Source organism: Burkholderia sp. JKS000303 (genome assembly GCF_002563755.1).
GTDB classification, from domain to species: Bacteria; Pseudomonadota; Gammaproteobacteria; order Burkholderiales; family Burkholderiaceae; genus Burkholderia; species Burkholderia anthina_B.
In genome coordinates this window covers 747,496-771,360 of record NZ_PDBZ01000003.1, presented here as the reverse complement: position 1 = coordinate 771,360, position 23,865 = coordinate 747,496, and the positions used below count along the sequence as shown (strand labels likewise).

23 protein-coding genes and 2 pseudogenes are annotated in these 23,865 nt (G+C 65.9%); 8 read left to right on the top strand and 17 right to left on the bottom strand.

All coding sequences use genetic code 11. The annotated features are described in order from the left end of the window. Positions 1 to 16: 16 nt before the first annotated feature. From BX604_RS31435 to BX604_RS39200, 7 genes are all read right to left on the bottom strand, one after another. The gene (locus tag BX604_RS31435) at positions 17 to 1,084 is read right to left on the bottom strand and encodes a maleylacetate reductase (RefSeq protein WP_098554694.1); all 1,068 of its coding nucleotides are present in this window, start codon (positions 1,082 to 1,084) and stop codon (positions 17 to 19) included. Positions 1,085 to 1,091: 7 nt separating this feature from the next. Then, positions 1,092 to 2,558: an aldehyde dehydrogenase family protein gene (locus tag BX604_RS31430; RefSeq protein WP_098554693.1), complete on the bottom strand. Its 1,467-nt coding sequence runs from the start codon at positions 2,556 to 2,558 to the stop codon at positions 1,092 to 1,094. Positions 2,559 to 2,590: 32 nt separating this feature from the next. Then, positions 2,591 to 3,610: a hydroxyquinol 1,2-dioxygenase gene (locus BX604_RS31425; protein ID WP_098554692.1), complete on the bottom strand. Its 1,020-nt coding sequence runs from the start codon at positions 3,608 to 3,610 to the stop codon at positions 2,591 to 2,593. Between the two features lie 42 nt (positions 3,611 to 3,652). Then, positions 3,653 to 4,147 carry a hydroxyquinol 1,2-dioxygenase gene (locus BX604_RS31420; RefSeq protein WP_098554691.1) on the bottom strand — a complete coding sequence of 165 codons (495 nt, stop codon included), beginning with the start codon at positions 4,145 to 4,147 and terminating at the stop codon, positions 3,653 to 3,655. A 114-nt stretch (positions 4,148 to 4,261) separates the two neighbouring features. Further along, complete coding sequence (locus BX604_RS31415; RefSeq protein WP_098554690.1) at positions 4,262 to 5,191, bottom strand: LysR family transcriptional regulator; 930 nt, start codon at positions 5,189 to 5,191, stop codon at positions 4,262 to 4,264. A 137-nt stretch (positions 5,192 to 5,328) separates the two neighbouring features. Next, positions 5,329 to 6,579, bottom strand: coding sequence for an MFS transporter (locus tag BX604_RS31410; protein WP_098554689.1), 1,251 nt, complete (start codon positions 6,577 to 6,579; stop codon positions 5,329 to 5,331). 138 nt (positions 6,580 to 6,717) lie between these two features. After that, positions 6,718 to 7,218 (bottom strand): hypothetical protein, encoded by a 501-nt coding sequence (locus BX604_RS39200; RefSeq protein ID WP_179894928.1) that lies wholly within the window; start codon positions 7,216 to 7,218, stop codon positions 6,718 to 6,720. Positions 7,219 to 7,393: 175 nt separating this feature from the next. Between BX604_RS39200 and BX604_RS31405 the strand changes: the two are divergent. The 5 genes and pseudogenes from BX604_RS31405 to BX604_RS31385 form a co-directional block, all read left to right on the top strand. Further along, positions 7,394 to 8,293, top strand: a pseudogene (locus BX604_RS31405) (T6SS effector phospholipase Tle3 domain-containing protein); the annotation flags it as partial. 37 nt (positions 8,294 to 8,330) lie between these two features. Beyond that, positions 8,331 to 9,062: pseudogene (locus BX604_RS31400) on the top strand (virulence factor); the annotation flags it as partial. Positions 9,063 to 9,131: 69 nt separating this feature from the next. Beyond that, on the top strand, positions 9,132 to 9,389 hold the full coding sequence (locus tag BX604_RS31395; RefSeq protein ID WP_098554687.1) for a PAAR domain-containing protein: 258 nt from the start codon (positions 9,132 to 9,134) through the stop codon (positions 9,387 to 9,389). Positions 9,390 to 9,407: 18 nt separating this feature from the next. Beyond that, complete coding sequence (locus tag BX604_RS31390; RefSeq protein WP_098555168.1) at positions 9,408 to 9,779, top strand: TrfB-related DNA-binding protein; 372 nt, start codon at positions 9,408 to 9,410, stop codon at positions 9,777 to 9,779. 131 nt (positions 9,780 to 9,910) lie between these two features. Then, positions 9,911 to 11,395, top strand: a complete 1,485-nt coding sequence (locus BX604_RS31385; RefSeq protein WP_098554686.1) for an aminotransferase class V-fold PLP-dependent enzyme — start codon at positions 9,911 to 9,913, stop codon at positions 11,393 to 11,395. 53 nt (positions 11,396 to 11,448) lie between these two features. On the opposite strand, the gene BX604_RS31380 is transcribed toward BX604_RS31385, so the two are convergent. Then, positions 11,449 to 12,405, bottom strand: coding sequence for a LysR family transcriptional regulator (locus BX604_RS31380; RefSeq protein WP_098555165.1), 957 nt, complete (start codon positions 12,403 to 12,405; stop codon positions 11,449 to 11,451). Between the two features lie 156 nt (positions 12,406 to 12,561). Here BX604_RS31380 and BX604_RS31375 point away from each other — a divergent pair, with 156 nt between their 5' ends. Next, entirely contained in the window at positions 12,562 to 13,116 is a 555-nt protein-coding gene (locus BX604_RS31375; RefSeq protein WP_098554685.1) for a flavodoxin family protein, read from the top strand. A 71-nt stretch (positions 13,117 to 13,187) separates the two neighbouring features. Further along, on the top strand, positions 13,188 to 13,487 hold the full coding sequence (locus BX604_RS31370; RefSeq protein WP_098555163.1) for a superoxide dismutase: 300 nt from the start codon (positions 13,188 to 13,190) through the stop codon (positions 13,485 to 13,487). A 12-nt stretch (positions 13,488 to 13,499) separates the two neighbouring features. Here BX604_RS31370 and BX604_RS31365 read toward each other — a convergent pair whose 3' ends face one another. Beyond that, positions 13,500 to 14,615, bottom strand: coding sequence for a DJ-1/PfpI family protein (locus tag BX604_RS31365; RefSeq protein ID WP_098554684.1), 1,116 nt, complete (start codon positions 14,613 to 14,615; stop codon positions 13,500 to 13,502). 88 nt (positions 14,616 to 14,703) lie between these two features. On the opposite strand from BX604_RS31365, the gene BX604_RS31360 reads away from it, so the two are divergent. Continuing rightward, positions 14,704 to 15,726 carry a GlxA family transcriptional regulator gene (locus BX604_RS31360; RefSeq protein ID WP_098554683.1) on the top strand — a complete coding sequence of 341 codons (1,023 nt, stop codon included), beginning with the start codon at positions 14,704 to 14,706 and terminating at the stop codon, positions 15,724 to 15,726. Positions 15,727 to 15,778: 52 nt separating this feature from the next. Here the strand turns inward: BX604_RS31360 and BX604_RS31355 are convergent, their stop codons facing one another. The 8 genes from BX604_RS31355 to BX604_RS31320 all read right to left on the bottom strand — a co-directional run bounded on the left by BX604_RS31355 (position 15,779) and on the right by BX604_RS31320 (position 23,844). Further along, on the bottom strand, positions 15,779 to 16,681 hold the full coding sequence (locus BX604_RS31355) for a choline ABC transporter substrate-binding protein (RefSeq protein ID WP_244109181.1): 903 nt from the start codon (positions 16,679 to 16,681) through the stop codon (positions 15,779 to 15,781). Positions 16,682 to 16,775: 94 nt separating this feature from the next. Continuing rightward, positions 16,776 to 17,741, bottom strand: coding sequence for a GlxA family transcriptional regulator (locus BX604_RS31350; RefSeq protein ID WP_098554681.1), 966 nt, complete (start codon positions 17,739 to 17,741; stop codon positions 16,776 to 16,778). 41 nt (positions 17,742 to 17,782) lie between these two features. Further along, on the bottom strand, positions 17,783 to 18,688 hold the full coding sequence (locus tag BX604_RS31345) for a LysR substrate-binding domain-containing protein (RefSeq protein WP_175803164.1): 906 nt from the start codon (positions 18,686 to 18,688) through the stop codon (positions 17,783 to 17,785). Between the two features lie 94 nt (positions 18,689 to 18,782). Further along, positions 18,783 to 19,274, bottom strand: a complete 492-nt coding sequence (locus BX604_RS31340; protein WP_098554679.1) for a thioesterase family protein — start codon at positions 19,272 to 19,274, stop codon at positions 18,783 to 18,785. 76 nt (positions 19,275 to 19,350) lie between these two features. Beyond that, a complete protein-coding gene (locus tag BX604_RS31335) occupies positions 19,351 to 20,352 on the bottom strand; it encodes a 3-hydroxyacyl-CoA dehydrogenase NAD-binding domain-containing protein (RefSeq protein ID WP_098554678.1) in 1,002 nt (333 codons plus the stop codon). Positions 20,353 to 20,419: 67 nt separating this feature from the next. Beyond that, positions 20,420 to 21,397, bottom strand: a complete 978-nt coding sequence (locus BX604_RS31330) for a PDR/VanB family oxidoreductase (RefSeq protein WP_098554677.1) — start codon at positions 21,395 to 21,397, stop codon at positions 20,420 to 20,422. 46 nt (positions 21,398 to 21,443) lie between these two features. Further along, a complete protein-coding gene (locus BX604_RS31325) occupies positions 21,444 to 22,871 on the bottom strand; it encodes a gamma-aminobutyraldehyde dehydrogenase (protein ID WP_098554676.1) in 1,428 nt (475 codons plus the stop codon). Positions 22,872 to 22,914: 43 nt separating this feature from the next. Continuing rightward, the gene (locus BX604_RS31320; RefSeq protein ID WP_098554675.1) at positions 22,915 to 23,844 is read right to left on the bottom strand and encodes a 3-keto-5-aminohexanoate cleavage protein; all 930 of its coding nucleotides are present in this window, start codon (positions 23,842 to 23,844) and stop codon (positions 22,915 to 22,917) included. Between the last annotated feature and the right edge of the window lie 21 nt (positions 23,845 to 23,865).

The following is a 23,865-nucleotide window of genomic DNA, read 5'->3' as shown; positions in this document are numbered from 1 at the left end:
GGATCCAGCCGGCCGCTCAATGCGGCTCGCGCCCTTCCCACGCATGCTGAAGCAATTCGCGAATCGCTGCACGCTCGATCGGCCGCGGGTTCGCGTACGGGTTCCGGCATGCGAGGTCCGCGGCTTCGTCGAGGCCTGCTTCCGGCATCCCGATGTCGGCGAGCGCCGGCGCAATGCCGAGCTGCCGATTCAGCCTGAACAGCAGCGGGCCGGCGTCGGCCGCGTCGGTGCCGCCCAGCGCCCGTGCGACACGTCGCAGCGCGTCGGGCGCCGCGGCATGGTTGTAGTGGGCGGTATGCGGCAACATCGCGGCGTGCGTCTGCGCATGCGGCAGGTTGAAGGTGCCGCCGAGCGTATGGCAGAGCTTGTGGTGCAGCGCCATGCCGACTGCGCCGAGACAGGTGCCCGCCAGCCACGCGCCGTACAGCGCACGGCTGCGCATTTCCCGGTCCGCCGGTTCGCGAACCACGCCGGGCAGCGCTTCGCCGAGCGCGCGAATCGATTCCTCGGCCATCAGACTGATCACCGGGTTCGCATCTTCCGCATAGAGCGCTTCGACCGCGTGCGCCATCGCATTGACGCCCGAAGCGGCCGAGATCGCCGGCGGCAGCGACACCGTCAGCGACGGGTCGTACAGCACGGTGCGCGGCAGCACGCGCGCGTCGCGCCCGGTGCGCTTGAGCCGCCCCTCCGTGATCCCGAAGATCGGCGTCATCTCCGAGCCCGCATACGTCGTCGGCACGGCAAGGATCGGCAACGACGATTCGAGCGCGATCGCCTTGCCGAGCCCGATCGTCGAGCCGCCGCCGATCGCGATGCAGCAATCCGCGCCCAGCTCGGCGGCCGTCTCGCGTGCGGCGCGTGCAACCTCGACCGGCACGTGCATCACGGCCTGCGCGCACACGCCGGCGGCCCGCTCGCCGAGCACGTCCCTCACGCGTTCGGCGAGCGCCTGCTGCTCGGGCGTCGACAGGATCAGCGCCCGCTGCGCGCCGAGCGTGGACAGCTCGTCGGGCAGACGTTCGAGCGCGCCCCATTCGAATACGACGCGCGAAGGCGTTCCCTGATAGACGAAGCGCTCCATCGCAGCCTCAACGCTTGAAGTGCGGCGGCACCTTGCCGTCGACGTTGACCCACACCGAACGCGCTTCCGTGTAGTCGTGCATCGCCTCGAAGCCCATCTCGCGGCCGTAGCCCGACTTCCCGACGCCGCCGAACGGGCTGCCCGGATTCACGCGCTTGTAGCAGTTGATCCAGCACATGCCCGCGTCGATCTGCGACGCCATCCGGTGTGCGCGGGAAAGATCGTTGGTCCACAGGCCGCTGCCGAGCCCGTATTCGGTCGCATTGGCGATCGACAGCGCTTCCTCGTCGCTGCCGAAGCGCAGCACGGTGACGAACGGGCCGAACACTTCCTCCTGCGCGACGCGATCGGCCGAGCTCTTCGCTTCGATCACGGTCGGGCGCACGTAGTAGCCGTTGGCGAGTGCCGCGTCCTGCGGCGCGCTGCCGCCGGCGAGCACACGGCCGCCCTGCTCGCGCGCGACGTCGACGAACGACAGCACGCGGTCGAGGTGCTGCTTCGACGTCAGCGGGCCCATCTCGGTGTTCGGGTCCAGCGGGTTGCCGACACGGATCGACGAAGCCAGCGACACGAAGCGCTCGAGGAATTCATCGGCGATGCGCTCGTGCAGCACGAGACGCGAGCCCGCGATGCACGCCTGCCCCTGGTTGTGGAAGATCGCCCATGCGGCGCCGTTGATGGCCGCGTCGAGGTTCGCATCGTCGAACACGATGTTGGCGCCCTTGCCGCCCAGCTCGAGCTGCACGCGCTTCAGGTTGCCCTGCGATGCTTCGACGATCCGGCGGCCCGTCGCGGTCGACCCCGTGAACGCGATCTTGCCGACGCCGGGATGTTCGGCGAGCCGCTGGCCGGCCGTGTGCCCATAACCGGGGACGATGTTGACGACACCGGCCGGGAAGCCGACCTCCGCCATCAGCTCGACGATGCGCAACGTCGACAGCGGCGTGATTTCCGACGGCTTGAGCACCACGGTGTTGCCCGCGGCCAGCGCCGGGCCCATCTTCCAGCTCGTGAACATCAGCGGGAAATTCCACGGCACGATCTGGCCGACGACGCCGATCGGCGCGCGCTGCACATAGTTCAGGAAGCCGGTTTCAACCGGAATCACCGAGCCCTGCAGCTTGTCAGCCATCCCGCCGAAGTAGCGGAAGCAGCCGGCCGTGCGCGGCACGTCGAGCGAACGCGAATCGCGGATCGGATGGCCGGTGTCGAGCGATTCGAGCTGCGCGAGTTCCTCGGCATTGGCCTCGATCGCGTCGGCGAGGCGCAGCAGCAGCCGACCGCGCTCGGCCGCCGGCATGGCCGACCATTTCGGAAACGCGCGGGTGGCGGCTTCGACGGCCAGGTCCACGTCCGCCGCGGTGGCGGCGGCGATTTTCGTGATCAGCGAGCCGTCGTGCGGATTGAGCACGTCGATCGTGCCGCGGTCGACGGCGTCAACGAAGCGCCCGTCGATGAAGAGTTGGGTTTGCATGAATCGTCCTCGATTTTTTGCTGAAGCGCTGCTTAGAACTCGATCGGATACGGCGCAAGCTGGCCGCTCTCGTATCGCTGCGGAAGGTCCGGCGTCGCGTTTTCCCAGACCAGCAGCATCGAGCGCTTCGTCGAATAGCCCTGATGCCGGATGTCGGCGGGCATCGCGCAGATGTCGCCGGCCCGCATCGTGATGCGCGCACGCGGCGCGCCGGTGTTCTTGTCGCCGATGTCCCACACGATTTCGTCGGACAGCTGCAGGAACCACTCGACGCGGTCGTTGCCATGGAACACCGGCAGGATAAATTCCTCGGTGGTCGGGCAGAACAGGCTGCGGCCGCACACGGAGGTGACCGACGGATTCCACGTGACGTCCGAACGCGACAGGTACTTGAACAGGTTGAACGCATGCAGCTCGCCTTCGAAACCCGGCGCGGCATGCACTTCCGGCTCGTCCTGCGCGACATCGAGGAAAGCGCGGTTGACCGGCAGCTCGTCGCGCAGCGGCGAGTCGCCTTCGAGGCCCGGCATGCGACGCGTCGCGATGCGCGTGCGCTCGATCGCCGAGCCGTTCTCGCCATGCTTGCGCCCGAATGCCGAGCCCGTTTCCTCGGGCGCCGCGAACGGATCGAAGCCTTCGTTGGTCCAGTCGTGCAGCATGGCCTTGAAGGTCGCCATGATGGTCGGCGTGTCGAACGTCTCCGTGTAGTCGACGCCGGCATCCTTCAGGATGCCGTTGAACGTGCCCGCATACATGTCGACCTTGCCGTAGTGATTGCGCGTGCCGAACACGTGATCGAAATTCACCCAGCCGTAGAAGAAGCCCCATGCCACGTCGCGCATCATCGCGCGCAGGAAGGCGTCGGCGGGTATCGCATGGGTGCGGGTCTGGCCTTTTGCCGGCCAGCAGATCTTCACGAAATACTCGTCGCGCTGGAATTCGAACGCGCCGAGCTGGAAGCGGCAGTAACCGGTCACGGCATCGGGTTGCGTGACCTGGACGAGATCGGCTGCAAAGCTCGCGGGATGATCGAGGGTGTCGAGAGTGGCCATAACGTGTCTCCTGGAATGTTCGAATGAGGGCGATCGAAACGATCAGTGCAGGCAGATATCGGCCCACTTCTCGACGGACAGCTCGCCGAGCACGGTCTGCACGAGCGCGACGCCCGGCGTGCCGGCGGCGAAGCGATACGCGCAGCCGGCCGGCAGCAGCGCCTGGTGCCCCTTGCGCAGCACGACGTAGCCCATCTCGCGGCCGACCGGCTGCGTGCCGGCGCTCACGGTGCCGCGGCCGGTGGTCGGCGGATTGTCGAGCTTGATGAAGTCGATGCGGACTTCGCCATCCATCTGGATCGCGAACTCGTCGTGCGCGCAGGCAAACCACGGCGACTGGCCGTCGGTGCGCAACACTTCGATGACGTATTCGAGGTTTTTTCCGGCGACGACTTTTTCGTAGGGGGCGGACTTCGATGCCACCTCGAAGACGTTCGAGAACGCGTAGTGCTGCGCACTGCCGCTGGTGATTTCGATCTCGCCCTTCGTGTAGCCGTCGAGCGAACCAAAGACGGTGTGGAATGCCGTGTCGGTCATTGCTTGTCTCCTGAGTTGAACCGCTTGTTGGATTCAACTTTAGGGGCGAGGGCGCCCCTCAACAAGGTAACGGACCGCGACTACGGCATTTGCGTTTCGCGAATAATCGCCGGGTCAGCGGACCCAGCCGCGCTCCAGCAACGGACGATCCCACGGCGACTCGTCGCCGATGTATTCGACGAGGAATTCGACCAGTGCCTTCACCTTCAACGCCTGTCGCTGCGTTGCGGGATAAACGGCGGCGAAGCTCAGCGGCGCGATCTCGAAGTCGGTGAGGATGGGCACGAGCCGGCCCGCGACGAGCGCGTCGCTCGCGACCAGCGTGGGCAGGCACACGACACCGCCGCCCGTCAGCGCGTACTCGCGCAGCAGGTGCACGGAGTTCGAGCGGATCATGCCCGGCAACTCCATTTCGACGACCTCGTCGCCGCGCGTCATCGTCCAGCGATTGCGCGACGGATAGCCCGAATACAGCGCCGTGGTGTGCTGCAGCAATTCGCGCGGATGTTGTGGCGCACCATGCGCTTCGAGGTAGGCGGGCGCCGCGCAGAAGAGGCGACGCACGACGAACAGGCGCCGCTCGATCAGCGATTCGGATATCGGCGGAAAGATCTGGAACGCGATGTCGAACCCTTCTTCGACAGGGTCCACGACACGGTCATTGACGATGATGTCGAGCTGGATGCCCGGGTAGCGGCGATGGAATTCGGCGAGCGGTACGCCGAAGTGATCGAGCGCGAAGCCGGGCAGCATCTGGATGCGCAGCCGCCCGGTGGGGGTCGCGCGCAGCTCGCGCATCTGGTCCGTCAGTTCGTTGACGCGCCCCACGACCTCGGCGCACTCGCGGTAGAAGGTCTCGCCCACTTCGGACAGCCGAACATGGCGCGTACTGCGATGGAACAGCGGCGCGTTGACGAACTTCTCCAGTTGCTGGATGCGGTTCGTCACCACCGAACTGGTCACGCCGAGCTGTCGCGCGGCTTCCGCAAAACTGCTCGCCTCCGCGACCCTGACGAATGCCTCGATGCTCAGAAACCGGTCCATACCGCGCCCTTCCCGAAAGCGAAACTGGCAGTCTAACCGCACCTGCCGGCCGGTTGGGTCATGCGAAAAGCGTCACTGTGTCACCTGACGGGTGTCAATCTCACAGGGCGCCGGGCGCGGTATGGCTGCGCAGCGCATTACGGCTGCTTGCCCGCCGTCAGCTCCGGTTGCACGGCTACGCGGCGCTGCAGCACGGCGGGTGCGGTTTCGCGCAGCAGCATGCTGACCACGATGCCGAGCATCACCGCGCACATCGGCAGCCACAGGATGTTCTGGATCCCGAAGTGCGCGGCGACGTAGCCGCCCATCGCCGGCGCGATGCCGCCGCCGAAGATTTCGCCCACGCCGACCACCGCGCCGATCGACGTCGACACGAGGCCGATGGGGGCGGCTTCGGTCGCCACCGGGCCGGACAGCAGCGAGACCAGGCCGAGCGTGAAGAACGACGCGACGAACAGGACAGCGAACAGCACGACCGGCTGCGGGCCGAGGCCTCGGAAAATGTAGAGCATCACCGCCGTGCCGGCGAAACCGACGATGCTCGCGATGCGACGCCCGACCAGGTCGGACAGGCCCGGCAACCCGAACTGCCCGAGAAAGCCGCCGAAGCCGATCGCCGACACCACGAGGCCCATCTTCTGCGTGCCGAGCGCGAGGTAGTCGGTCAGGTACAGCGGCAGCAGCGCGCCGAGCACGAACACGCCCGTCATCGCGCAGCACAGCGCGGCCATCGCGACGAGGATGTTGCGGCTCTTGAGCACGTGGCCGAGCGAGGCCGGCGCGTGTTCCGACGCGACCTCCTTCGTGCGCTTCGGCTCGCGGATGACGAAGAACATGATCGCGCCGAGGATCAGGCCCGGGACAGCGACGAGCGCGAACACCCAGCGCCACGACACGAAGTTGAGCAGCTGCGTCGCGATGATCGGCGACAGTGCGAGCCCGAACAGCGCGAAGCCGCTTTGCTGCAGCCCGAGGTTCAGCCCGCGCCGCCGCGGATGCGACGCGTCGGCCGTCGCCGCGAAGCTCGTCGGGCAGAACGAGCCCTCCGCGACGCCCATCAGCCCGCGGATCGCGATCAGACCGAGCAGGCCGCCCGCAAGCCCCGAGAAGCCCGACAGCAGCGAGAACGCGACGATCGCCGGAATCAGCACCTTGCGGCGGCCGATCTTGTCGGAGATACCGCCCATCAGCGCCGCGAAAATCCCCCACGACAGGCCGAGCACGCCGATGCAGTTGCCGACGTCCTGCGCGGTCAGGTGCAGATCCTTCATGATCGAAGGGAACAGCGGCGCGATGAGCCAGCGGTCGAGGCCGACCAGGCCGAAGCCGAGCGCCAGCAGCGTCACCGCTTTCCACTCGTAGGCGGTATCCCACTCGTTTGATTTCATGTCTGTCTCCGTGGATTGGCCCCCCTGCGCGCGCCGGGGCGTACGTGCGTGAGCCGGTTCCGATGTTTTTTGTATGCGATGCGACGTGAGCCGCGAGGATGTGACGGCCGCCTTTCCGGTTGCAGGCGTCGAATTCAATCAGCCGACGCCCCGAACGATAGGTGTGTGGATGCGGATCGGGTATGGAACAACCGGCGAACGCGCCATTCGCGAAATGCAAATAATCGGGACGGGCAGGCGGGGAATGCGGGTGGAGAAGCGCTGCGGGAAGGGATGTAGCGTCGATCGGGTGCTCGATCGCGGGTTACGGGGGAATCCCTCATAGACATCGTAGGCGCGTGTGCTCGGCTGCTTGGGATGCTCGATACGGGTATATGGCGCGGGGCATTCGGCGTTTGCCCGGCCGGGTAATCGGGGACGAATCGGTGGGCTCAGTGCGGGTTTGAGCGTGTGATCGTGTCGATACGGCAACGGGTCAATGGTCGGTTCGATATGGGACGGATCTCGCTTTTTAATATCTCCATTCAATTTAACCCAATCAACAATCACCGTCATATTTAAAAAATTCAAATAAAACAGATTTTCGCAAAAAAAATCGCGCTCCAATACAAGACTTTTCAAAAAATAAAACAAAAACAATCACATCATCTCAAAATACAAATCCATTTATCTCATCAGGCAAGTTTGATATTCTTCGCCGCACATCTTCCAGCCTCACCCCTTATTTAAACAATCATTCTATTTCTAACAAATCCGAATTTATAACAATACGATGAGATTCAATAAGCATCTCTAATCACATGCAGGAGCCCGGATGACCGATTCACCTCCCGGTCTGCGACCGGTAGCAGACACACCCGCCAACGAACCCACTACTCAGGTCAATACGCCCGACGCACCTAAGTCACGCCCCGAACCGCCGCCGATCATCGTCGGTCGCGTCGAAGGGGTGACGAGGTTCGTGAAGGGCATACCGCTTATCTGCGTCAGGCAGATGCCCTTGCCCGGTGTCGTCATCTTCGTGCATGGCGTGAACTCGGAGGGCGAATGGTTCGATGCGACGGAGGACGGGCTGTGCAAAGGCCTCAATCGCCGGATCGGGCGGCTCGACGATCAATTGATGTATCACGGCATCGAAGCCGGGCAATTGACGCCGGCGAAGTATACGGAGAGCGTGACGCCGGACGGGTTCTTGAATCCGGATTTGCTGGCAGACAACTACATCAAACCGGATCCGTCGTTTTCGCCTGTCATTCACTTTCGGTGGGGTTATCGGGCCACTGGCGAAGAACTCAAAGAGTATGGCGACAAGATCTTTCTGAACGAGAAGGACTATTGGGGTGGTGGTCCGTTCACGAACGGCTGTTCGAGCCTGCCCGATCTTTGGCATGGCGGTCTGGATGATCGGACGATGGGATGGATGACCGTGCAAGGCATCAATCCAACCAATCGGCCGCTGTATCGTGCTCCGCCCCGTGCGTATGGCGTGCTCGCGGCCTTGCGATTGGCCAAATTGATCGAGTCAATCCGCCAGATGCAGGCCGACGTACCGATCACCGTCGTATGCCACAGCCAGGGCAACATCGTCGGCCTCACGGCGGCGTTCTTCGGCGACGCATTCCCCGATGTTGAAGATCCGTGGGGTCGCACCGGCCACTGCGTCGCGGACGCCTATGTGCTGGCAAATGCGCCGTACAGCTTCGCAAACGCAGACGGTCCGAACAAATCCGACACGTTCATGGACACGTGTGCACATCACCCAAGGCGGTGCGAACGCCGGCTTTACATCGCTGAACCTGGCATTGGACTACCTGCAGGCAAACCCAGACAAGACCGTATGGGTGATGAATTGGGACGCACCAAACTTCCCGCCCACGGACGCCCAGATCAACGAAAACCTCGTCGTGCTGTTCCTCGCCGGCCCGAACTTCAACACCGAGCGCGAACCGCTCGCGTGGATTGGCAAGGCCGCAACCGGCAATACACAGGCGTTTGAGCGGAAGGTCGGCACCACCCGTGCCGTGGAAGCGTGGAAGGTCGCCATCGACCAGGCCGCTCGCAACACCGGCATCGCCGTTCCGGACATCAACTACATCTTCCACGACGCTGGTAAACCCAGCGACACATCGTCGTCACGCCTTGTTTCGCTCACACGAACGTTGACCGAAACCCTTCCGGAATACGACTACATGAAGCAGACCTTCAACACGGCCGGTTTGCTTGGCGACATGGGAACCGGTAGCGCATTGACCAACGTGGCGCTCGCGATCGGCCGCGTCAATCACTACGGCGGCAACGCGCTCGTCGCCGGGACGACCGATCCCGAGCATCCCGTCGCGGTAATCGTCAGGCCGCCGTCGAAGCTCACGCCTATCGATCCGACCAAGGACTGGTTCCGCGCACGCGGCGGAAACAATGCGTACCTGCCGTGGTGGGGGCGCCGATACGACACCGATTACGGCATGCAGGGTTATTCGTGGTGATGCAACCCGGCGCGGCGATCGCGCTGCCCACGCAAGCAACCGCCACATGAATCATTCAGAGGAGCATATATGCGAGGAATCATCCGGGTAGGCGACACCCATACCCACGGCGGCCAGGTCGAAACCGGCGCGGCAACAAGCAAGGTGATGGGTCACGCAGTCGCGCGCGTCGGCGACACGTGTTCGTGTCCGATCCACGGCACGTGCACCATCGCCCAAGGCGATCCGCAATTCAACGTCGAAGGCCGGGCCGCCGCGTTCAACGGTCACGAGACGTCATGCGGTGCGGCGCTGATTTCTTCACTTCCGAATTCGGGGCGCATCTGAATGCTCGAGCCCCGACGCATGACTGCCGAGCAGTTCCGGCTGTTGCGGATGCAGGACACGCGGATCAAGCCGTTGAACCAGTGGGCCCTGCACGAGATTTTCGTGAAGGGCCGGTCACAGCGGGCGCTGGCCGCCGAACTCGGCATGACGCGCTCCGCGATGTCGCAACTCGTGCGCAAGGCCTGGCAGCGGTATCTCGAGCGATCAGGCACCGACACGCGCCTCGTCACGCTCACGGTCACAATCCCGGCGAACTATGAGCACGCGCTGCACGCCTGGGTGCGAGATGCACTGAGATCGTCCACCCTGCCCGATCAAGGCAGCCGACAGCCATGCGGGCGTCCGCATGAACGATCTGCCACCGTGGCCAGCCAGGCCGAACAAAAATAATTTCCACATACAGCCGAATAGACAAAACATTATTCCACATCAAGCTGAATCACCAGCCAACTTTGGATCCTTTTTCCCCGCCTGACCTCGTATCATTTCTCCCATTCAGAAGAGAAAGATCAGAGAAGGACATGAGCGATACGACCCCGCTGCACTACCTCGACTACGCAGCCACCACCCCTGCGGATCCCCGCGTGATCGAAGCGATGACGGCCTGCCTCGGCGCCGACGGCGTCTTCGGCAATCCTGCATCGAGTTCGCATGCGGCCGGCCGGCTGGCGAAGGAGAAAGTCGAGCGTGCACGCGAGCAGGTCGCCGCGCTGATCGGTGCGGATGCCGACGAGATCGTGTGGACGTCGGGTGCGACCGAGTCGAACAACCTCGCGCTGAAGGGCTATGCGGAGAATGCGGCCGACAAGCGCCACATGATCACGAGCCGCATCGAACACAAGGCGATCCTCGACACGATGGCGAACCTGTCGAAGCGCGGAATGACGGCGACTTACCTGTCGCCCACCGCCGACGGCGAGATCACGGTCGACGCGGTCGCCGCCGCGATCGGCCCCGATACGGGCCTCGTGTCGCTGATGCTCGTGAACAACGAGCTCGGCACGCTGACCGACATCGGCGCGATCTCCCGCATCGTGCACGCCGCCGGCGCGCTGCTGCACGTCGACGCCGCGCAGGCGCTCGGCAAGACGCCGATCGACGTGCGCGCGCTCGGCATCGACCTGATGTCGATGTCCGCGCACAAAGTGTATGGTCCAAAAGGCATCGGCGCGCTGTTCGTGCGCCGCGACATCGCCGCGCAGATCGCGCCGCAGATCCACGGCGGCGGACACGAGCGCGGCCTGCGCTCGGGCACGCTCGCGACGCATCAGATCGTCGGCATGGGTGTCGCGTGCGAAGTCGCCGCCGGGAAGCTCGAGAGCGAAGCCGTGCGGATCGCGGCACTCGGCGCGCGGCTGACGGACGCGCTGCTCGCGCTCGGCGACGTCACGCACAACGCCGCAGCGGCGCGACGCATTCCGCACACGTTGAGCCTGACGGTGAACGCGCCGGGCTTCTTCCCGTTCATGCTCGGCGATGCGCTGGCCGTGTCGTCGACGTCCGCCTGCAACTCGATGAGCGGCGCGCCGTCCCACGTGCTGACCGCGATCGGTCTCGACGCAAATGCCGCGAGCCGCACCGTGCGCGTGAGCTTCGGGCGCTTCACGACGGAGCAGGACGTCGATTTCGCGATCGCGTGTTTCGAGCGCGCGATCGAACAATGCCGGATCGCGGCAACGACCGGGTTCACGGCCTCGCGGCAGATCTGCGTGGCAGACCTGAAAGCGATCCGCAATGCCGGATTCCGCGCGGTGGTCTGCAACCGCCCCGACGGCGAAGACGCCGATCAACCGGCGTTCGACGAAATCGCAGCCGCGGCCCGTGAGCTCGGGCTCGATGCGCACTATCTGCCGGTCGAACGCGATCGCATCGGCGATGCGGAAGTCGACGCATTCGGCGCGCTGGTCGATGCGCTGCCGAAGCCGGTGCTCGCGTATTGCCGAAGCGGGAGCCGGGCGGGGATGCTGTGGAACCGGCTGATGGCCCGCCGCACGGCGACGGCCTGAGCGTAATCCGCGGGTAACGAAACGCGACCCGCAACGGCAACGCGCCGCAGTCATCACGCGCCGTACGCATCCAGTGCCTTCAGCGGCACATGCAGGCGCTCGTTCGCGGCGAACGCGTCGAGCAGATAGTCGACGGTCGCCTGCACGCGCGGCGCCTTCAACGCACGATGCGGATACTGCATCGTCATCTCGTAGTTGCCCGGCAAGTGATGGCGACGCAGCACCACCTTCAGCGCCCCGGCACGCAAGTGCGGCCACGCGAGATGCACGCCGACCTGCGCGATGCCCAAACCGTCGCATGCGGCCTGCACCCCCGCCTCCGGCGCCGAGAACGTCAACAGCGCCGACTTGCCGGGATCGAACGCGACGATACTGTCGCCGCCTGCCCTGAATCCCCACGTCGTCACTTCTCCGCCGAGGAACCGGCGTGCGATCAGCCGATGCGCGCCGAGATCGGCGGGCGTGCGCGGAACGCCGTGTTCGGCCAGGTACGCGGGTGACGCAACCAGCACGGCACTCATCCGGAAGATCGGCCGCGACACCAGCGCCGAGTCGTGAATGTTGCCGCCGCGTATCACGATGTCGTAGCCGTCGCGCACGACGTCGGCGATCCGGTCGTCGAAATCCACCTCCACGGACAAGCCGGGATACCGGGCCAGCAACCCGGGCAGCGCCGGCTGCAATTGCTCGCGGCCGAACGCCGAGCTCGTCGAGATGCGCACCCGCCCCTGCGGGCCGAGGCGCTGCGCGACGACGCTGTCGACGGCCAGATCGAGCGCGTCCAGCGCGATACGCGCCTGGCGAAGAAACGCGCTGCCTTCGTCGGTGAGCTTCAGCGTGCGCGTGGTGCGGTTCATCAGCCGCACCCCGAGCGCCTTCTCGAGGCCGCCGACGTTCTTGCTGACGGCCGCGGACGTGATGCCCAGCATGCGGCCCGCCGCCGCGAAACTGCCGCCATCGGCCGCGTGAACGAACGACAGAATGGCGCGCGTGCGTTGTGACAAATCCAAGGCATCCTCCATCGGTAACCACGTCGAACGGTACGCCGTCCCGCTGCGCCGATTATCAACCTCGAGTTGAAGGCGACTCAACCCGAACCCAACTTCCGGTTGCGACCCGCGTTGCCGACAATGCGCCATCGCTCAACGGACTGCAAAGGACCTCGCATGCTGGCAACCATCGTTTTCGACAGTGGCTACGGACATACCGAAAAACAGGCGCAAGCCGTCGCACAAGGCGTTCGCCGCGTACCGGGGGCCGACGTCCGGCTCGTCGCGGTCGCCGACGGCGAGATCCCGTGGGACACGCTGGCCGCCAGCGACGCGATCATCTTCGGTTCGCCCACCTACAACGGCTCGATCAGCGCACGGCTGAAGCAGTTCATGGAGGACTCGACGCGGGCCGCGTGGATTCCTCAAACGTGGCGCAACAAGATCGCGGCCGGCTTCACCAACTCCGGCGCGCAGCACGGCGACAAGCTCAACTCGCTGATGACGATGGCGCTGTTCGCCGCGCAGCACGGGATGATCTGGGTCGGGCTCGACCTGTTCGCCGGACGCACGGCGGACGAACACAACCGGATCGGCGGGTGGCTCGGCGCGATGGCGCAGTCCGACGACGTGTCGCCGGAACTGTCGCCGATCGGCAGCGACCTCGAAACCGCCGCGCATCTGGGGCAGCGCGTCGCCGAGCTGGCCGCGCGCTTCAAGGCCACGGCGTAACGCGTGCAATCGACGCAGCAAGCATCGGCATGCGGAGCACTGCCCGCTCCGCGCCGCGACAGGAGATCGACATGAAACTGCTGTGCCTCGACGTACCGCTGCCCGGCGCCAGCCCCGCCGCGTATCAACCGCATCTGCTCGACGAAGTGCGCTACGGCTGGCAACTGCTGACGCGCGGAATCGTCCGCGACATCTATCTGCGTCAGGATCGCCCGGGCGTCGCGATCATTGCCGAATGCGAATCGGTGGACAGCGCGCGGGAAGCGCTGCGCGCGTTTCCGCTCGCGAAGGCCGGGCTCATCGACTGGGACATCATTCCGCTCGGGCCGTTTCTGGGTTGGGAAGCGCTGTTCGCGTCGGGCGACGCGTAAATCCGGCGCCAGCTACTTCGGATACTCCAGTTGCAGCGCAACCCAGTCGGACGTCGCATCGCCATAACGCGCCGCGACGTCCGCGAGCACGCCGGGCAGCACCGCATCGCCGCGCCGCCCGTCCGGAATCGTCAAGCGCGCGTGCCCGGCATCGGCCGGCTGCACCAGCAGGCGCAACCCGTGCTTCGATTCGATCACGCGCGCATCCGCCGTCGCGACGACATCGCTGCGCCACGTGCGTGCCCATGCATCGGCGGTCAACGCTACCGGCAATTCGTCGAAATCGTTCCCGACCGGAAGATCGAACGTCTGATGCCGCCAGAACGCCATGCGATTCGTCAGTGCAGTGGCCACCGCTCGCGCGCTCAACCCGAAGCGGCTGCCGTCGTGAACGTCACGCCATCCTTGCACACCAACGTCCGTGGCCGTCTCGTGCGCGACTGCCGGCCCGGCTAACGCACTCACCAATGCGAGCGACGCGGGAATCGACGCCGACACGCCGGTCGTCGTCATCACGGTGCCGTCCATCACGTAGCGGCGATCGTCGACCCACGCGGTATCGGTAAAACGCCGACGCAGCCCGTCGCGCGAATACCAGTGCGACGTCGCGGTGCGCTGCCGCAGCAGCCCCGCGTTCGCGAGTACCTCCGCGCCATCGCAGATTGCGACCATCGTTGCGCCCGCAGCGGCCTGTCGGCGCAGCCACCCGAGCACCGCGGGCTGGTCTGCGCGGTGCAGCGCGGGCACGATCACGACATCGGCTCCCGACGGCATGCTCGCGTCGAACCGGTCGAACGTCGTATCGGCCAGCATCCGCAGCGCGGGCATCAGGTCGACGGCACCCGCTTCGCTCGACACCGCGACCACGTCCACTGCGCCGGACGTCTTCAGAATCGCATACGGGACGATGAAATCGGTCGTCTCCGTGCCCGCGTTGTCCGCGACGATCGCGACGAGCGGCCGCTTGCGGCCGTCCTTCGGTGCGCCGATCGTCAGCGTTTGCGTGACGGGCTGCGCGCCGTCCGCGACGGCCTGCCCGGATCGCCCCGGCACCGAGGCGCCCAACGCCACGCACACGAACAGCGCCGCCATCGCGCGCATGACCCCGCTTCTCTTCCGTTCCCGCATCGCTCACCCGCGTCGCTCGATTGCACGTCCGGAAAATTACAAGGATCATGCACGCGGTCACAAGGACAATTCCACCGCACTTTCAGCCATGTCCCAGTCAACCTGTCCGGCACGCGACATCGTGGTCGTCGGCTTCGAAGGCGTCCAGTCGCTCGACATCACGGGCCCGATGGAGGTGTTCGCGGTTGCGAACCGTCACCTTCCCGCCCATGTCGCGCCGTATCGACTGACGCTCGCGTCGCAGCACGGCCACGACATCGTCACGCATGCGGGCCTGCGCCTCGCCGGCCCGACCGCGCTCGCGGCGCTGCCCGCGCGCATCGACACGCTCATCGTCGCCGGCGGCAGCGAAGCGGCGCTGCGGCACGCGGCGTCGGACGCCGGCGTGCTGCCGTGGCTGCACACGCGGATCGCCCACACGCGGCGAATCGCGAGCATCTGCACGGGCGCGTTCGTGCTCGCGGCAGGGGGATGGCTGGACGGCAAGCGCGCGACCACGCACTGGAACCAGTGTTCGACGCTGCAGGCGCTGTGCCCGAACGTGCGGATCGAGCCGGACGCGATCTACGTGAGCGACCCGCCGTTCCATACGTCGGCCGGCGTGACGGCCGGCATCGACCTGTGCCTCGCCCTCGTCGAGGCGGACTGCGGTGCGCCGACCGCACTGGCGGTCGCTCGCGAACTCGTGCTCTTCATGCACCGCCCCGGCGGACAGGCGCAGTTCAGCGTCGGGCTCGACGTTCATGCGAACGCGACGCCGCAGATGCGCACGTTGCTCGCCGGCATCACCGACGATCCGACCGGCGATCTCGGCGTAGCCGCACTGGCCGCGCGCATGCACATGAGCGAACGGACGTTCTCGCGCAACTTCGTCAAGGAGACCGGGTTGTCGCCTGCGCAGTTCGTGCTGGCCGCGCGCGTCGAGCGTGCGAAGGCGCTGCTGGAGCGGTCCGACTGGCCGCTCGAACGGATCGCACAACAGGCGGGATTCGGCAGCGTGGATGCGTTGCAGCGCGCATTTGCGAAGCGGGTCGGTGTATCGCCGCGCGACTATCGTGCACGGTTCGGACGGCCGGCGTCGGCGGATACACGCGAAACCCCGCAGGCGTGAACAAGCAGGAGAACGAACGCTCGCGAGACCACGCGGAGCGTTCCCCTCGCGTCTAGTGCGCGGCGAGGTATGCGTTCACCGCAGGGCCCGCGGGCTTGCCGTCGAACGTCGTCACCCCGGCCAGCCACTTATCGAGCACCGACGGATTCTTCTTCAGCCAGTCGGCTGCGACCTTGTTCGGATCCTGTTTGTCCATGATCGGGATCATCAGGTGGTTTTCCATGTCGGTGGTGAACTTCAGGTTCGACGCGAACTTCGCGACGTTCGGGCACCGCGCCTCATAGTCGGGCGGCTCCACCGTATAGACGCGCGCTTCGCCGTAATTCGGCCCGAACACGTCGTCGCCGCCGGACAGGTAGTCGATCTTGTACTGTGCGTTCATCGGATGCGGCTCCCACGCGAGGAAGACGATCCACTGCTTGTCGCGCACCGCCCGGTTCAGCTCGACGAGCATGCCGGCCTCGCTCGACTCGACCAGCTTGAACTTGCCGATGCCGTCCTTGTTGGACTTGATCATCTTGTCGATCAGCTGATTGCCGTCGTTACCAGGCTCGATCCCGTAGATGCGGTTCTGCAGCTTGTCCGCATACTTCGGCAGGTCCGCGAACGTGCGCAGCCCCGCCTTGTACACATAGTCGGGCACCGCGAGCGTGAACTTGGCGCCGCGCAGGTTGGGCTCGGGCAGCACGCGCACGGCGCCGCTCTTCACGAACGGCCCGATGATCGGGTCCATCGACGGCGACCAGTAGCCGAGGAACACGTCGATCTGCTTGTTCTTGACGCCGGCAAACGTGATCGGCACCGACGCGATGGTCTTCGACGGCGCGTAGCCGAGCGCGGACAGCACCGTGGAGGCGATCCCGGTGGTTGCCGCGATGTCGCTCCAGCCGACGTCCGCCATTCGGACATTCCGGCAGGTTGCCGGTTCCGCGGCATGCGCATGGCTACCCATCATCGGGAACAACACCGCAGCCGCCAGCCCTGCCAAACTTGCGCGATTCATAAGTACCCCTGGTTGTGTCGTTGAAATGACCGGAATCGAGTCGCCCTCAAGGAGCAGGATCACCCGTTCGGCGTTCGTGGCTTGGCGCATGGCCAAAGAAGGAGCGAAACGCGCGGCTGAAATGCGTGGTGCTCTGGAAGCCGCATCGTTTCGTGACGCTCGCAATCGGCAGGTTCGAATAGCGGATCAGCTTGAGTGCCTGCCGCAGGCGAATGCCGATGTAGTACTCGTAGGGCGTCGTATCCAGCGAATCCCTGAAGACGCGCTGCAAATGGCGCATCGACACGCCGGCCAGCCGCGCCAGCTCCGGCATCGATAGCGGCTCGTCGATGTTGGCCTCCATCAGCCGGACCGTCTCGACCAGTTCCTCGCGCGAAAACCCGACCCGCGATGCAACCGGAATCGGCTGCGGATCGGACACCTCCCGCACGCAATCGACCGAGAACTGCTCGGAGATGTTCCGGGCCATGACCTTGCCCTGATCCCGCGCGATCAGGTACAGCATCATGTCGAGCGGCGCCGTGCCGCCGGTGCACGTGATACGGTCGCGATCCATCGCGAACAGATCGTCGACGAAGCGCACGTCAGGAAATTCGGCATGCAGATCCGACAGCACTTCCCAGTGCACCGCACAGCGGTAGCCGTCGAGCAGATTGCTCGCCATCAACGCGTAAGCTCCCGTGCAGAGGCCGCCCAGCGTGACGCCGCGAGCCGCCAGCGACCGAAGCAAGGCCGTCACCCGGCCGTCCACCGCATCGCGCACGTCCCATCCGCCGCACACGAACAACACGTCCGGCAGCGGCTGCGCGCCATCCAGCACGCGCGCCGGGCCCGCTGCGATTCCGTTGCTGGCGAGCACCGCGCGTTCGTCGATCGAATAAACGCACCAGTGATAAAGCTCGGCCGCGCGAAGCTGGTTCGCCATTCGCAGCGTCTCGATCGCGCTCGTCAATGCGATCATCGAATACTTTTCCAACGTAAGGAATCCGAATGTTTTGAATGACGTTTTCATTCGCTCGATCCTGTGTGTGCAAGATGGTTCGAGTGAGGGCGTCAGCCCTCGCACTGCCTGACGATCCAGTCGCAGAACACCCGCGCTTCCGGCGTCAGCATGCGGTCGCTCGGATGCAGCAGGTGAAAGCCGCGTCCGGTACGCACGGAGGTCTCGATGGGCCGCACGAGCACGCCGGACGCGAGCATGTCGTCGGCGAGGTAGCGCCAGCCCATCGCGATGCCCTGCCCGCCCATCGCCGCCTGAAGCACGGCCGGGTAGTTGTTGATGTACAGGTCCTGCCGTTGCTCGGTCAGCACGATGTCGTTGTGCCCGAACCAGGTCGCCCAGTCCATCCAGTCCCAGTGCCGGGTCTCCAGATGGATCAGCGTGGCGCCGAGCAAGTCGCGCGCGTCCGCCATCGGCCCGAGCCGGGCGAGATAGGCCGGCGCACAGACCGGAAAGATCTCTTCCTCGAGCAGGAACCGCACGTTGCATGCCGGCCAGTAGCCGTCGCCGAACTGAATGGCGAGATCCGCGCCCTTGCGGATCTGCTTGGTGTCCTCATCCGACGCATCGACGTGAATCACGATTTCCGGATGCTCGGAACGGAACTTCGGCAGGCGAGGAATCAGCCAGTGCGACGCGAAGGCGAGATCCGTCGACACGGTGACCGTCGACGATCCCGCCTGCACGCGCAGGTCGTAAGCGGCGGCGCCCAGCAGTTCGAATGCCGCGTTCACGGTCCGCTGGAATTTGCGGCCGGCGTCGGTCAGCGCAACGGCCTTGTGGGAGCGGACGAACAATGCACAACCGAGCGTTTCCTCGAGCAGCCGGATCTGCCGGCTCACCGCGCTCTGCGTCACGCAGAGTTCGTCGGCGGCGCTCGTGAAGCTTTCGTGCCGGGCCGCCGCCTCGAAGGCGGCCAGGTACGACAGCGGCGGAAGATGCTTGGTGCGATTGATCATCTCGATTCCGATACGTCTGATTCGGGCCGCTCCGACGGCGCGCCTCGCCGTCCGGCAGCCGCGTTCTCCGTCGAATTCGGGGGGATACTGCCGTTCATGCCGCCGGCCGGCGCTCGCGTCGCAACGCGATGCCCTCGCCGGCGCACGCGGGCCACGGCGCATGTCGCCTGGCCGCGTGAAGCGCGTCGATCGCGTCGAGCGTCGCCGCGCGGAACGCGCCGCTGCGCCGCGACGCCATGTCGACGTGCAGCAACAGCGCTTCCATCGTAGCAAAGCGATGCAGCCGCAAAGGATCGCACATGGTCAGGAAAACCCGCACCTTCCTGCTGTCGTATTCGAGCACGCGCGCGGTGACGGCAAGCGGCTCGCCGGCCCGCAGCTCCTTCAGATAATGCACGACGGTCTGCAACGTATAGATCGACACGTTCTCGCGCGCCCTGAAGGCCGCATCGATCCCGAGATGGTCCATCAGGCCGTCGATCGACTCGCTGAACACGCGCACGTAACACGCTTCGTTCATGTGCCCGTTGTAGTCGATCCACTCGTCCAGCACCGTCCCTTCGTACACGACGGGTTCTTCGCTCATCTGGCTTCATCCTTTGCGGTTTCACGCAACCTGCCGGGCGTGCGCGGCGCGCCACGCCCGGCGCGCGCCGCCTCGCTCACCGGGCAGCGACCTTGCGGTTGCCGACGACGTCGAGCGCGCGCGACGGATGCTCGGCCGCGTTGATCGCCCGGCTCGCTTCGACGATCTTCCGGTCGCGCTCGGCCGCCAGCTCGTGGAAGCTGCGGTCGTCCTCTTCCGACCGGATGCCTTCGACGAGGATCCGGATCGTCTCGGCGTCGAGCTTCGGGTTGCCGAGATCGTCCCACCAGCGATGGAACGAAGGCGCGAACCGCTCGCAGAACACGCCGAGGCCATGCCCGCCGCTGCCGAGGTTGAACAGCATGTGCGGCCCCATCACCGACCAGCGCAGCCCGGGCCCCGCATGCACGGCCTTGTCGACGTCCGCGACGCTCGCCACGCCTTCGACGACGAGATGGATCGCCTCGCGCCACAGCGCCGCCTGCAACCGGTTCGCGACGTGTCCGGGCACTTCCTTGTTGACCCGGATCGTGGTCTTCCCGCATGCGGCGTAGAACCGCTCCGCCAGCTCCAGCACGCCGGGTTCGGTGCGCTCGTTGCCGAGCAGTTCGACGAGCGGAATCAGGTGCGGCGGATTGAACGGATGACCGAGAATGAAGCGGCCCGGATTCTGCCAGCCGTTCTGCATTTCCTTCACGAGCAGGCCCGACGCGCTGGAGCAGACGATCGCGCGCGGGTCGAGATGACGCTCGATCCGGCCGTACAGTTCGTGCTTGATCTCGATGCGCTCCGGCACGCTTTCCTGCACGAACTGCGCGCGCGCGACGGCTTCTTCCGGCGTGCGCAGGAAGCGCACCCGGTCCGGGTTGCCGCGTTCGGCGAGCCCGAGACGCTCGAGGCTCGGCCATGCATGGCGCACGTAGTCGCGCACGAACGCCTCGACGTCCGGCGACGGGTCGTACACGTCGACTTCCAGCCCCGACGCGAGAAACAGCGCCGCCCAGCTCGCGCCGATCGTGCCGGCCCCGAGAATGCCGACGACGTCGATGCCGTGCGGAATGTCATGCTTATCGCTCATTGCTCTCCACCATCCTGAATAGAAATGCCGTTTGCCGGGTGTGGGTCACGCCGGCCATCCCGGCCAGTCAAAGGTCCAGCACGAGCCGGGGCGATTTCGATCGCGAGCAGCAGACCGCGATCACGTCGTTCGCGCACTTCTCGTCGTCGGTCAGGATGTGATCGCGATGCTCCGGCACGCCGTCGACCACATCGGTCAGGCACGCACCGCAGATCCCTTGTTCGCATACCGTCTCGACGCTGAAGCCCGCGTGCTTCAACACCTGAAGAATGCTCTGGTCGGCCGGCACGTCGAGCTCGACGCCGGCGCGCTGCAGCACGACGCGAAACGCCGTGTTCTCCGCGTCTGCCGGCGTTGCCGCCGAAAAGCGCTCGAAATGAACCGCACCGTCCGGCCAGTGCGCGGCAGCCCGCTCGACGGCGTTCATCAGGCCGCCGGGCCCGCAGCAATACACGTGACGCCCGGCCACCGCGTCGGCCAGCAGCGCCTTCACGTCGAGACCGTTGCGCGGATCGCCGCCGTCGAACCACAGGTTCACGCGATCGCGGAACGCCACTGTGTCGCGCAGCAGCGCGACGAACGCGGCATCGCTTTCGTGGCGCGCGCAGTAGTGCAGTTCGAACGGCTGGCCGTCCCGATGCAGGCGGTACGCCATCGACAGGATCGGCGTGATGCCGATTCCGCCCGCGATCAGCAACGCCGAAGTCGCGTCCGCCGACATCGGGAAATGGTTGTACGGCCCGCTCACCTGCAGCCGCTCGCCGACCGCCACTGCGTCGTGCAGGAAGCGCGAGCCGCCGCGGCTGGCCGGATCCTTCAGCACGGCGATCCGGTAGCGGTCATGCGCGCCGGGCGCGTCGTACAGCGAATACTGTCGCGTGATGCCGTTGCCCAGGTGAACCGCCAGATGTGCGCCGGGCTCGTAGGGCGGCAGCACGCCGCCGTCCTCGCGGGCCAGTTCGTAGCTGCGGATGCCGTTCGCCTCGTCGGCGAGCGCGCGCACGATCAGCGGCTGGCGGTCCAGCGTTCCAGTGCGATGTTGCATGGTGACTCCCTGTGGATGCTCGATATCCGCGCACGGCCCTGTTCGTCTACGCGTGCGAAATCTGCACGTGACGGACGGTGGTGTAGTTTTCAAGCGCGTAGACCGACATGTCGCTGCCGTACCCGGACGCCTTCATCCCGCCGTGCGGCATCTCGGCCGTCGCGATGCCGTGCGCATTCACCCACGTCATCCCGCACCGCAGGCGCGACGCGATCGTCATCGCGCGCCCGACGTCGCGCGTCCAGATCGACGACGCGAGGCCGTATTTGCTGTCGTTCGCGAGCCGAATCGCCTGCTCCGCGCCGCTGAAGCGCGTGACCGAGACGACCGGGCCGAACACCTCGTTCTGCACGATCTCGTCGTCCTGCCGCGCATGCGCGACGATCGTCGGTGCGTAGAAGAAGCCGTCGCCGTCGACCGCTTGCCCGCCGGTGACGATCTCCGTATGACGCAGTTCGCGCGCACGGTCGACGAAACCCGCGACGTGCCGGCGATGCCGCTCGGAAATCACCGGGCCCATTTCGGTGGCCGGATCGTTCGGGCCGCCGAGCCGGATCGACGACACGCGGCTCGCGAGATCGGCGACGAACCGGTCGTACACCGCGTCTTCGACGTAGAGCCGGCACGGCTGCGCACAGTCCTGCCCCGCATTGAAGAACGACCCGCCGCGCACCCCTTCGACGACGGCGTCCAGGTCCGCATCGTCGAACACGAGCACCGGCGCCTTGCCGCCCAGTTCCATGTGCGTATGCATCAGGTGCCGCGACGACGCCTCGAGAATCCGGCTGGCCGTCGCCGGCCCGCCGGTGAGCGACACGAGGTCGAGCCGCGGGTTGTCGATCAGCGCATTGCCGGTCGTCGCGCCGCGCCCGACGACGACGTTGACGACGCCCTTCGGGAAAATGCCGGCCGCCAGCTCCGCGACGCGCAACGTCGTCAGCGGCGTGAGTTCGGACGGCTTCAGGACCACCGTGCAGCCGGCGGCCAGCGCGGGCGCAAGCTTCCACGCGGCCATCATCAGCGGATAGTTCCACGGCGCGATCGACCCGACGACGCCGACCGCGTCGCGGCGGATCATCGACGTGAAGCCCGCGACGTACTCGCCCGCGCTCGACCCCGACACGCAGCGGGCCGCCCCGGCCATGAACCGGATGACGTCGACGGTCAGCGGCAGTTCGTCGTTCCTGGCGGAATGCAGCGGCTTGCCGCAATTGAGCGCTTCGAGCGCCGCGAATTCGTCGGCGTGCGCGTCGATCGCGTCGGCCAGCGCGAGCAGGCACGCCGCGCGCGTGCCCGGCGGCGTCGCGGACCACGCCGGGAACGCAGCGGCGGCCGCCGCGACAGCCGCGTCCACCTGCTCGCGCGTCGCCTCGGCGATGTGCGTGATGACGTCGCCGGTTGCGGGATTCACGACCGGCAGCGGTTCGCCGTCGCCGCTGACCAGTTCGCCGTGGATCAGGTTCTTCGTTTGCATGACTGCTCGACCTCGTGAATGTTCACCGATAGCGTCGGCTCGATCAGAACCCGACCTGGTCTTTACCCTTCAGCCCCAGACGGGCCCGCGCCTCGGCCGGCGTCGCGACGGTGAAGCCCAGCTCCTCGACGATGCGCCGGATCTTCCTCACCTGATCGGCGTTCGACGCGGCCAGTTGCCCGCGATCGATGTACAGGTTGTCCTCGAGCCCGACGCGCACGTTGCCGCCCATGACGGCCGACTGCGTCGCGAACTTCATCTGGTTGCGCCCGGCCGCCAGCACCGACCATTCGAACCCGTCGCCGAACAGGCGCTGCGCGATGCTGTGCAGATGGCTCAGGTTGTCGGTGTCCGCGCCCATGCCGCCGAGGATCCCGAAGATCATCTGGATGAAGAACGGCGGCTTCAGCAGCCCCTTGTCGACGAAGTACGCGAGGTTGTACAGATGCCCGAGGTCGTAGCACTCGAACTCGAAACGCGTGCCATGCGTTTCGCCGAGCTCGCGCAGCGTGTACTCGATGTCCTTGAACGTGTTCTTGAACACGAAGTCGCGCGTCATGTCGAGGAACGCCGGCTCCCAGTCGTGCTGCCATGTGTCGTGCTTCTGCAGCATCGGAAAGATGCCGAAGTTCAGCGACCCGCAGTTCAGCGACGCCATCTCCGGCTTCGCGACGAGCGCCGCTTCGAGACGCTGCTCGAGCGTCATGCCGAGACCGCCGCCCGTCGACACGTTGATGATCGCGTCGCTGTTCGCCTTGATGACCGGCAGAAACTTCATGAACACCTTCGGATCGGGCGTGGGCCGCCCCGTCTCCGGATCGCGCGCATGCAGGTGGATGATCGATGCGCCGGCCTCCGCAGCGGCGATCGATTCGGCGGCGATCTGCGCGGGCGTGATCGGCAGGTGCGGCGACATCGTCGGCGTATGGATGCCGCCCGTCACCGCGCAAGTGATGATGATGCTGTTCGACATGTCAGGAACCTCGTGAATGCG

Excerpts from the sequence above, each read along its gene's own strand:
- BX604_RS31435 (WP_098554694.1), bottom strand. The coding sequence starts at position 1,084 with ATGGAGCGCTTCGTCTATCAGGGAACGCCTTCGCGCGTCGTATTCGAA.
- BX604_RS31430 (WP_098554693.1), bottom strand. The coding sequence starts at position 2,558 with ATGCAAACCCAACTCTTCATCGACGGGCGCTTCGTTGACGCCGTCGAC.
- BX604_RS31425 (WP_098554692.1), bottom strand. The coding sequence starts at position 3,610 with ATGGCCACTCTCGACACCCTCGATCATCCCGCGAGCTTTGCAGCCGAT.
- BX604_RS31420 (WP_098554691.1), bottom strand. The coding sequence starts at position 4,147 with ATGACCGACACGGCATTCCACACCGTCTTTGGTTCGCTCGACGGCTAC.
- BX604_RS31415 (WP_098554690.1), bottom strand. The coding sequence starts at position 5,191 with ATGGACCGGTTTCTGAGCATCGAGGCATTCGTCAGGGTCGCGGAGGCG.
- BX604_RS31410 (WP_098554689.1), bottom strand. The coding sequence starts at position 6,579 with ATGAAATCAAACGAGTGGGATACCGCCTACGAGTGGAAAGCGGTGACG.
- BX604_RS31395 (WP_098554687.1), top strand. The coding sequence starts at position 9,132 with ATGCGAGGAATCATCCGGGTAGGCGACACCCATACCCACGGCGGCCAG.
- BX604_RS31390 (WP_098555168.1), top strand. The coding sequence starts at position 9,408 with ATGACTGCCGAGCAGTTCCGGCTGTTGCGGATGCAGGACACGCGGATC.
- BX604_RS31385 (WP_098554686.1), top strand. The coding sequence starts at position 9,911 with ATGAGCGATACGACCCCGCTGCACTACCTCGACTACGCAGCCACCACC.
- BX604_RS31375 (WP_098554685.1), top strand. The coding sequence starts at position 12,562 with ATGCTGGCAACCATCGTTTTCGACAGTGGCTACGGACATACCGAAAAA.
- BX604_RS31370 (WP_098555163.1), top strand. The coding sequence starts at position 13,188 with ATGAAACTGCTGTGCCTCGACGTACCGCTGCCCGGCGCCAGCCCCGCC.
- BX604_RS31365 (WP_098554684.1), bottom strand. The coding sequence starts at position 14,615 with ATGCGGGAACGGAAGAGAAGCGGGGTCATGCGCGCGATGGCGGCGCTG.
- BX604_RS31360 (WP_098554683.1), top strand. The coding sequence starts at position 14,704 with ATGTCCCAGTCAACCTGTCCGGCACGCGACATCGTGGTCGTCGGCTTC.
- BX604_RS31355 (WP_244109181.1), bottom strand. The coding sequence starts at position 16,681 with ATGATGGGTAGCCATGCGCATGCCGCGGAACCGGCAACCTGCCGGAAT.
- BX604_RS31350 (WP_098554681.1), bottom strand. The coding sequence starts at position 17,741 with ATGAAAACGTCATTCAAAACATTCGGATTCCTTACGTTGGAAAAGTAT.
- BX604_RS31345 (WP_175803164.1), bottom strand. The coding sequence starts at position 18,688 with ATGATCAATCGCACCAAGCATCTTCCGCCGCTGTCGTACCTGGCCGCC.
- BX604_RS31340 (WP_098554679.1), bottom strand. The coding sequence starts at position 19,274 with ATGAGCGAAGAACCCGTCGTGTACGAAGGGACGGTGCTGGACGAGTGG.
- BX604_RS31335 (WP_098554678.1), bottom strand. The coding sequence starts at position 20,352 with ATGAGCGATAAGCATGACATTCCGCACGGCATCGACGTCGTCGGCATT.
- BX604_RS31330 (WP_098554677.1), bottom strand. The coding sequence starts at position 21,397 with ATGCAACATCGCACTGGAACGCTGGACCGCCAGCCGCTGATCGTGCGC.
- BX604_RS31325 (WP_098554676.1), bottom strand. The coding sequence starts at position 22,871 with ATGCAAACGAAGAACCTGATCCACGGCGAACTGGTCAGCGGCGACGGC.
- BX604_RS31320 (WP_098554675.1), bottom strand. The coding sequence starts at position 23,844 with ATGTCGAACAGCATCATCATCACTTGCGCGGTGACGGGCGGCATCCAT.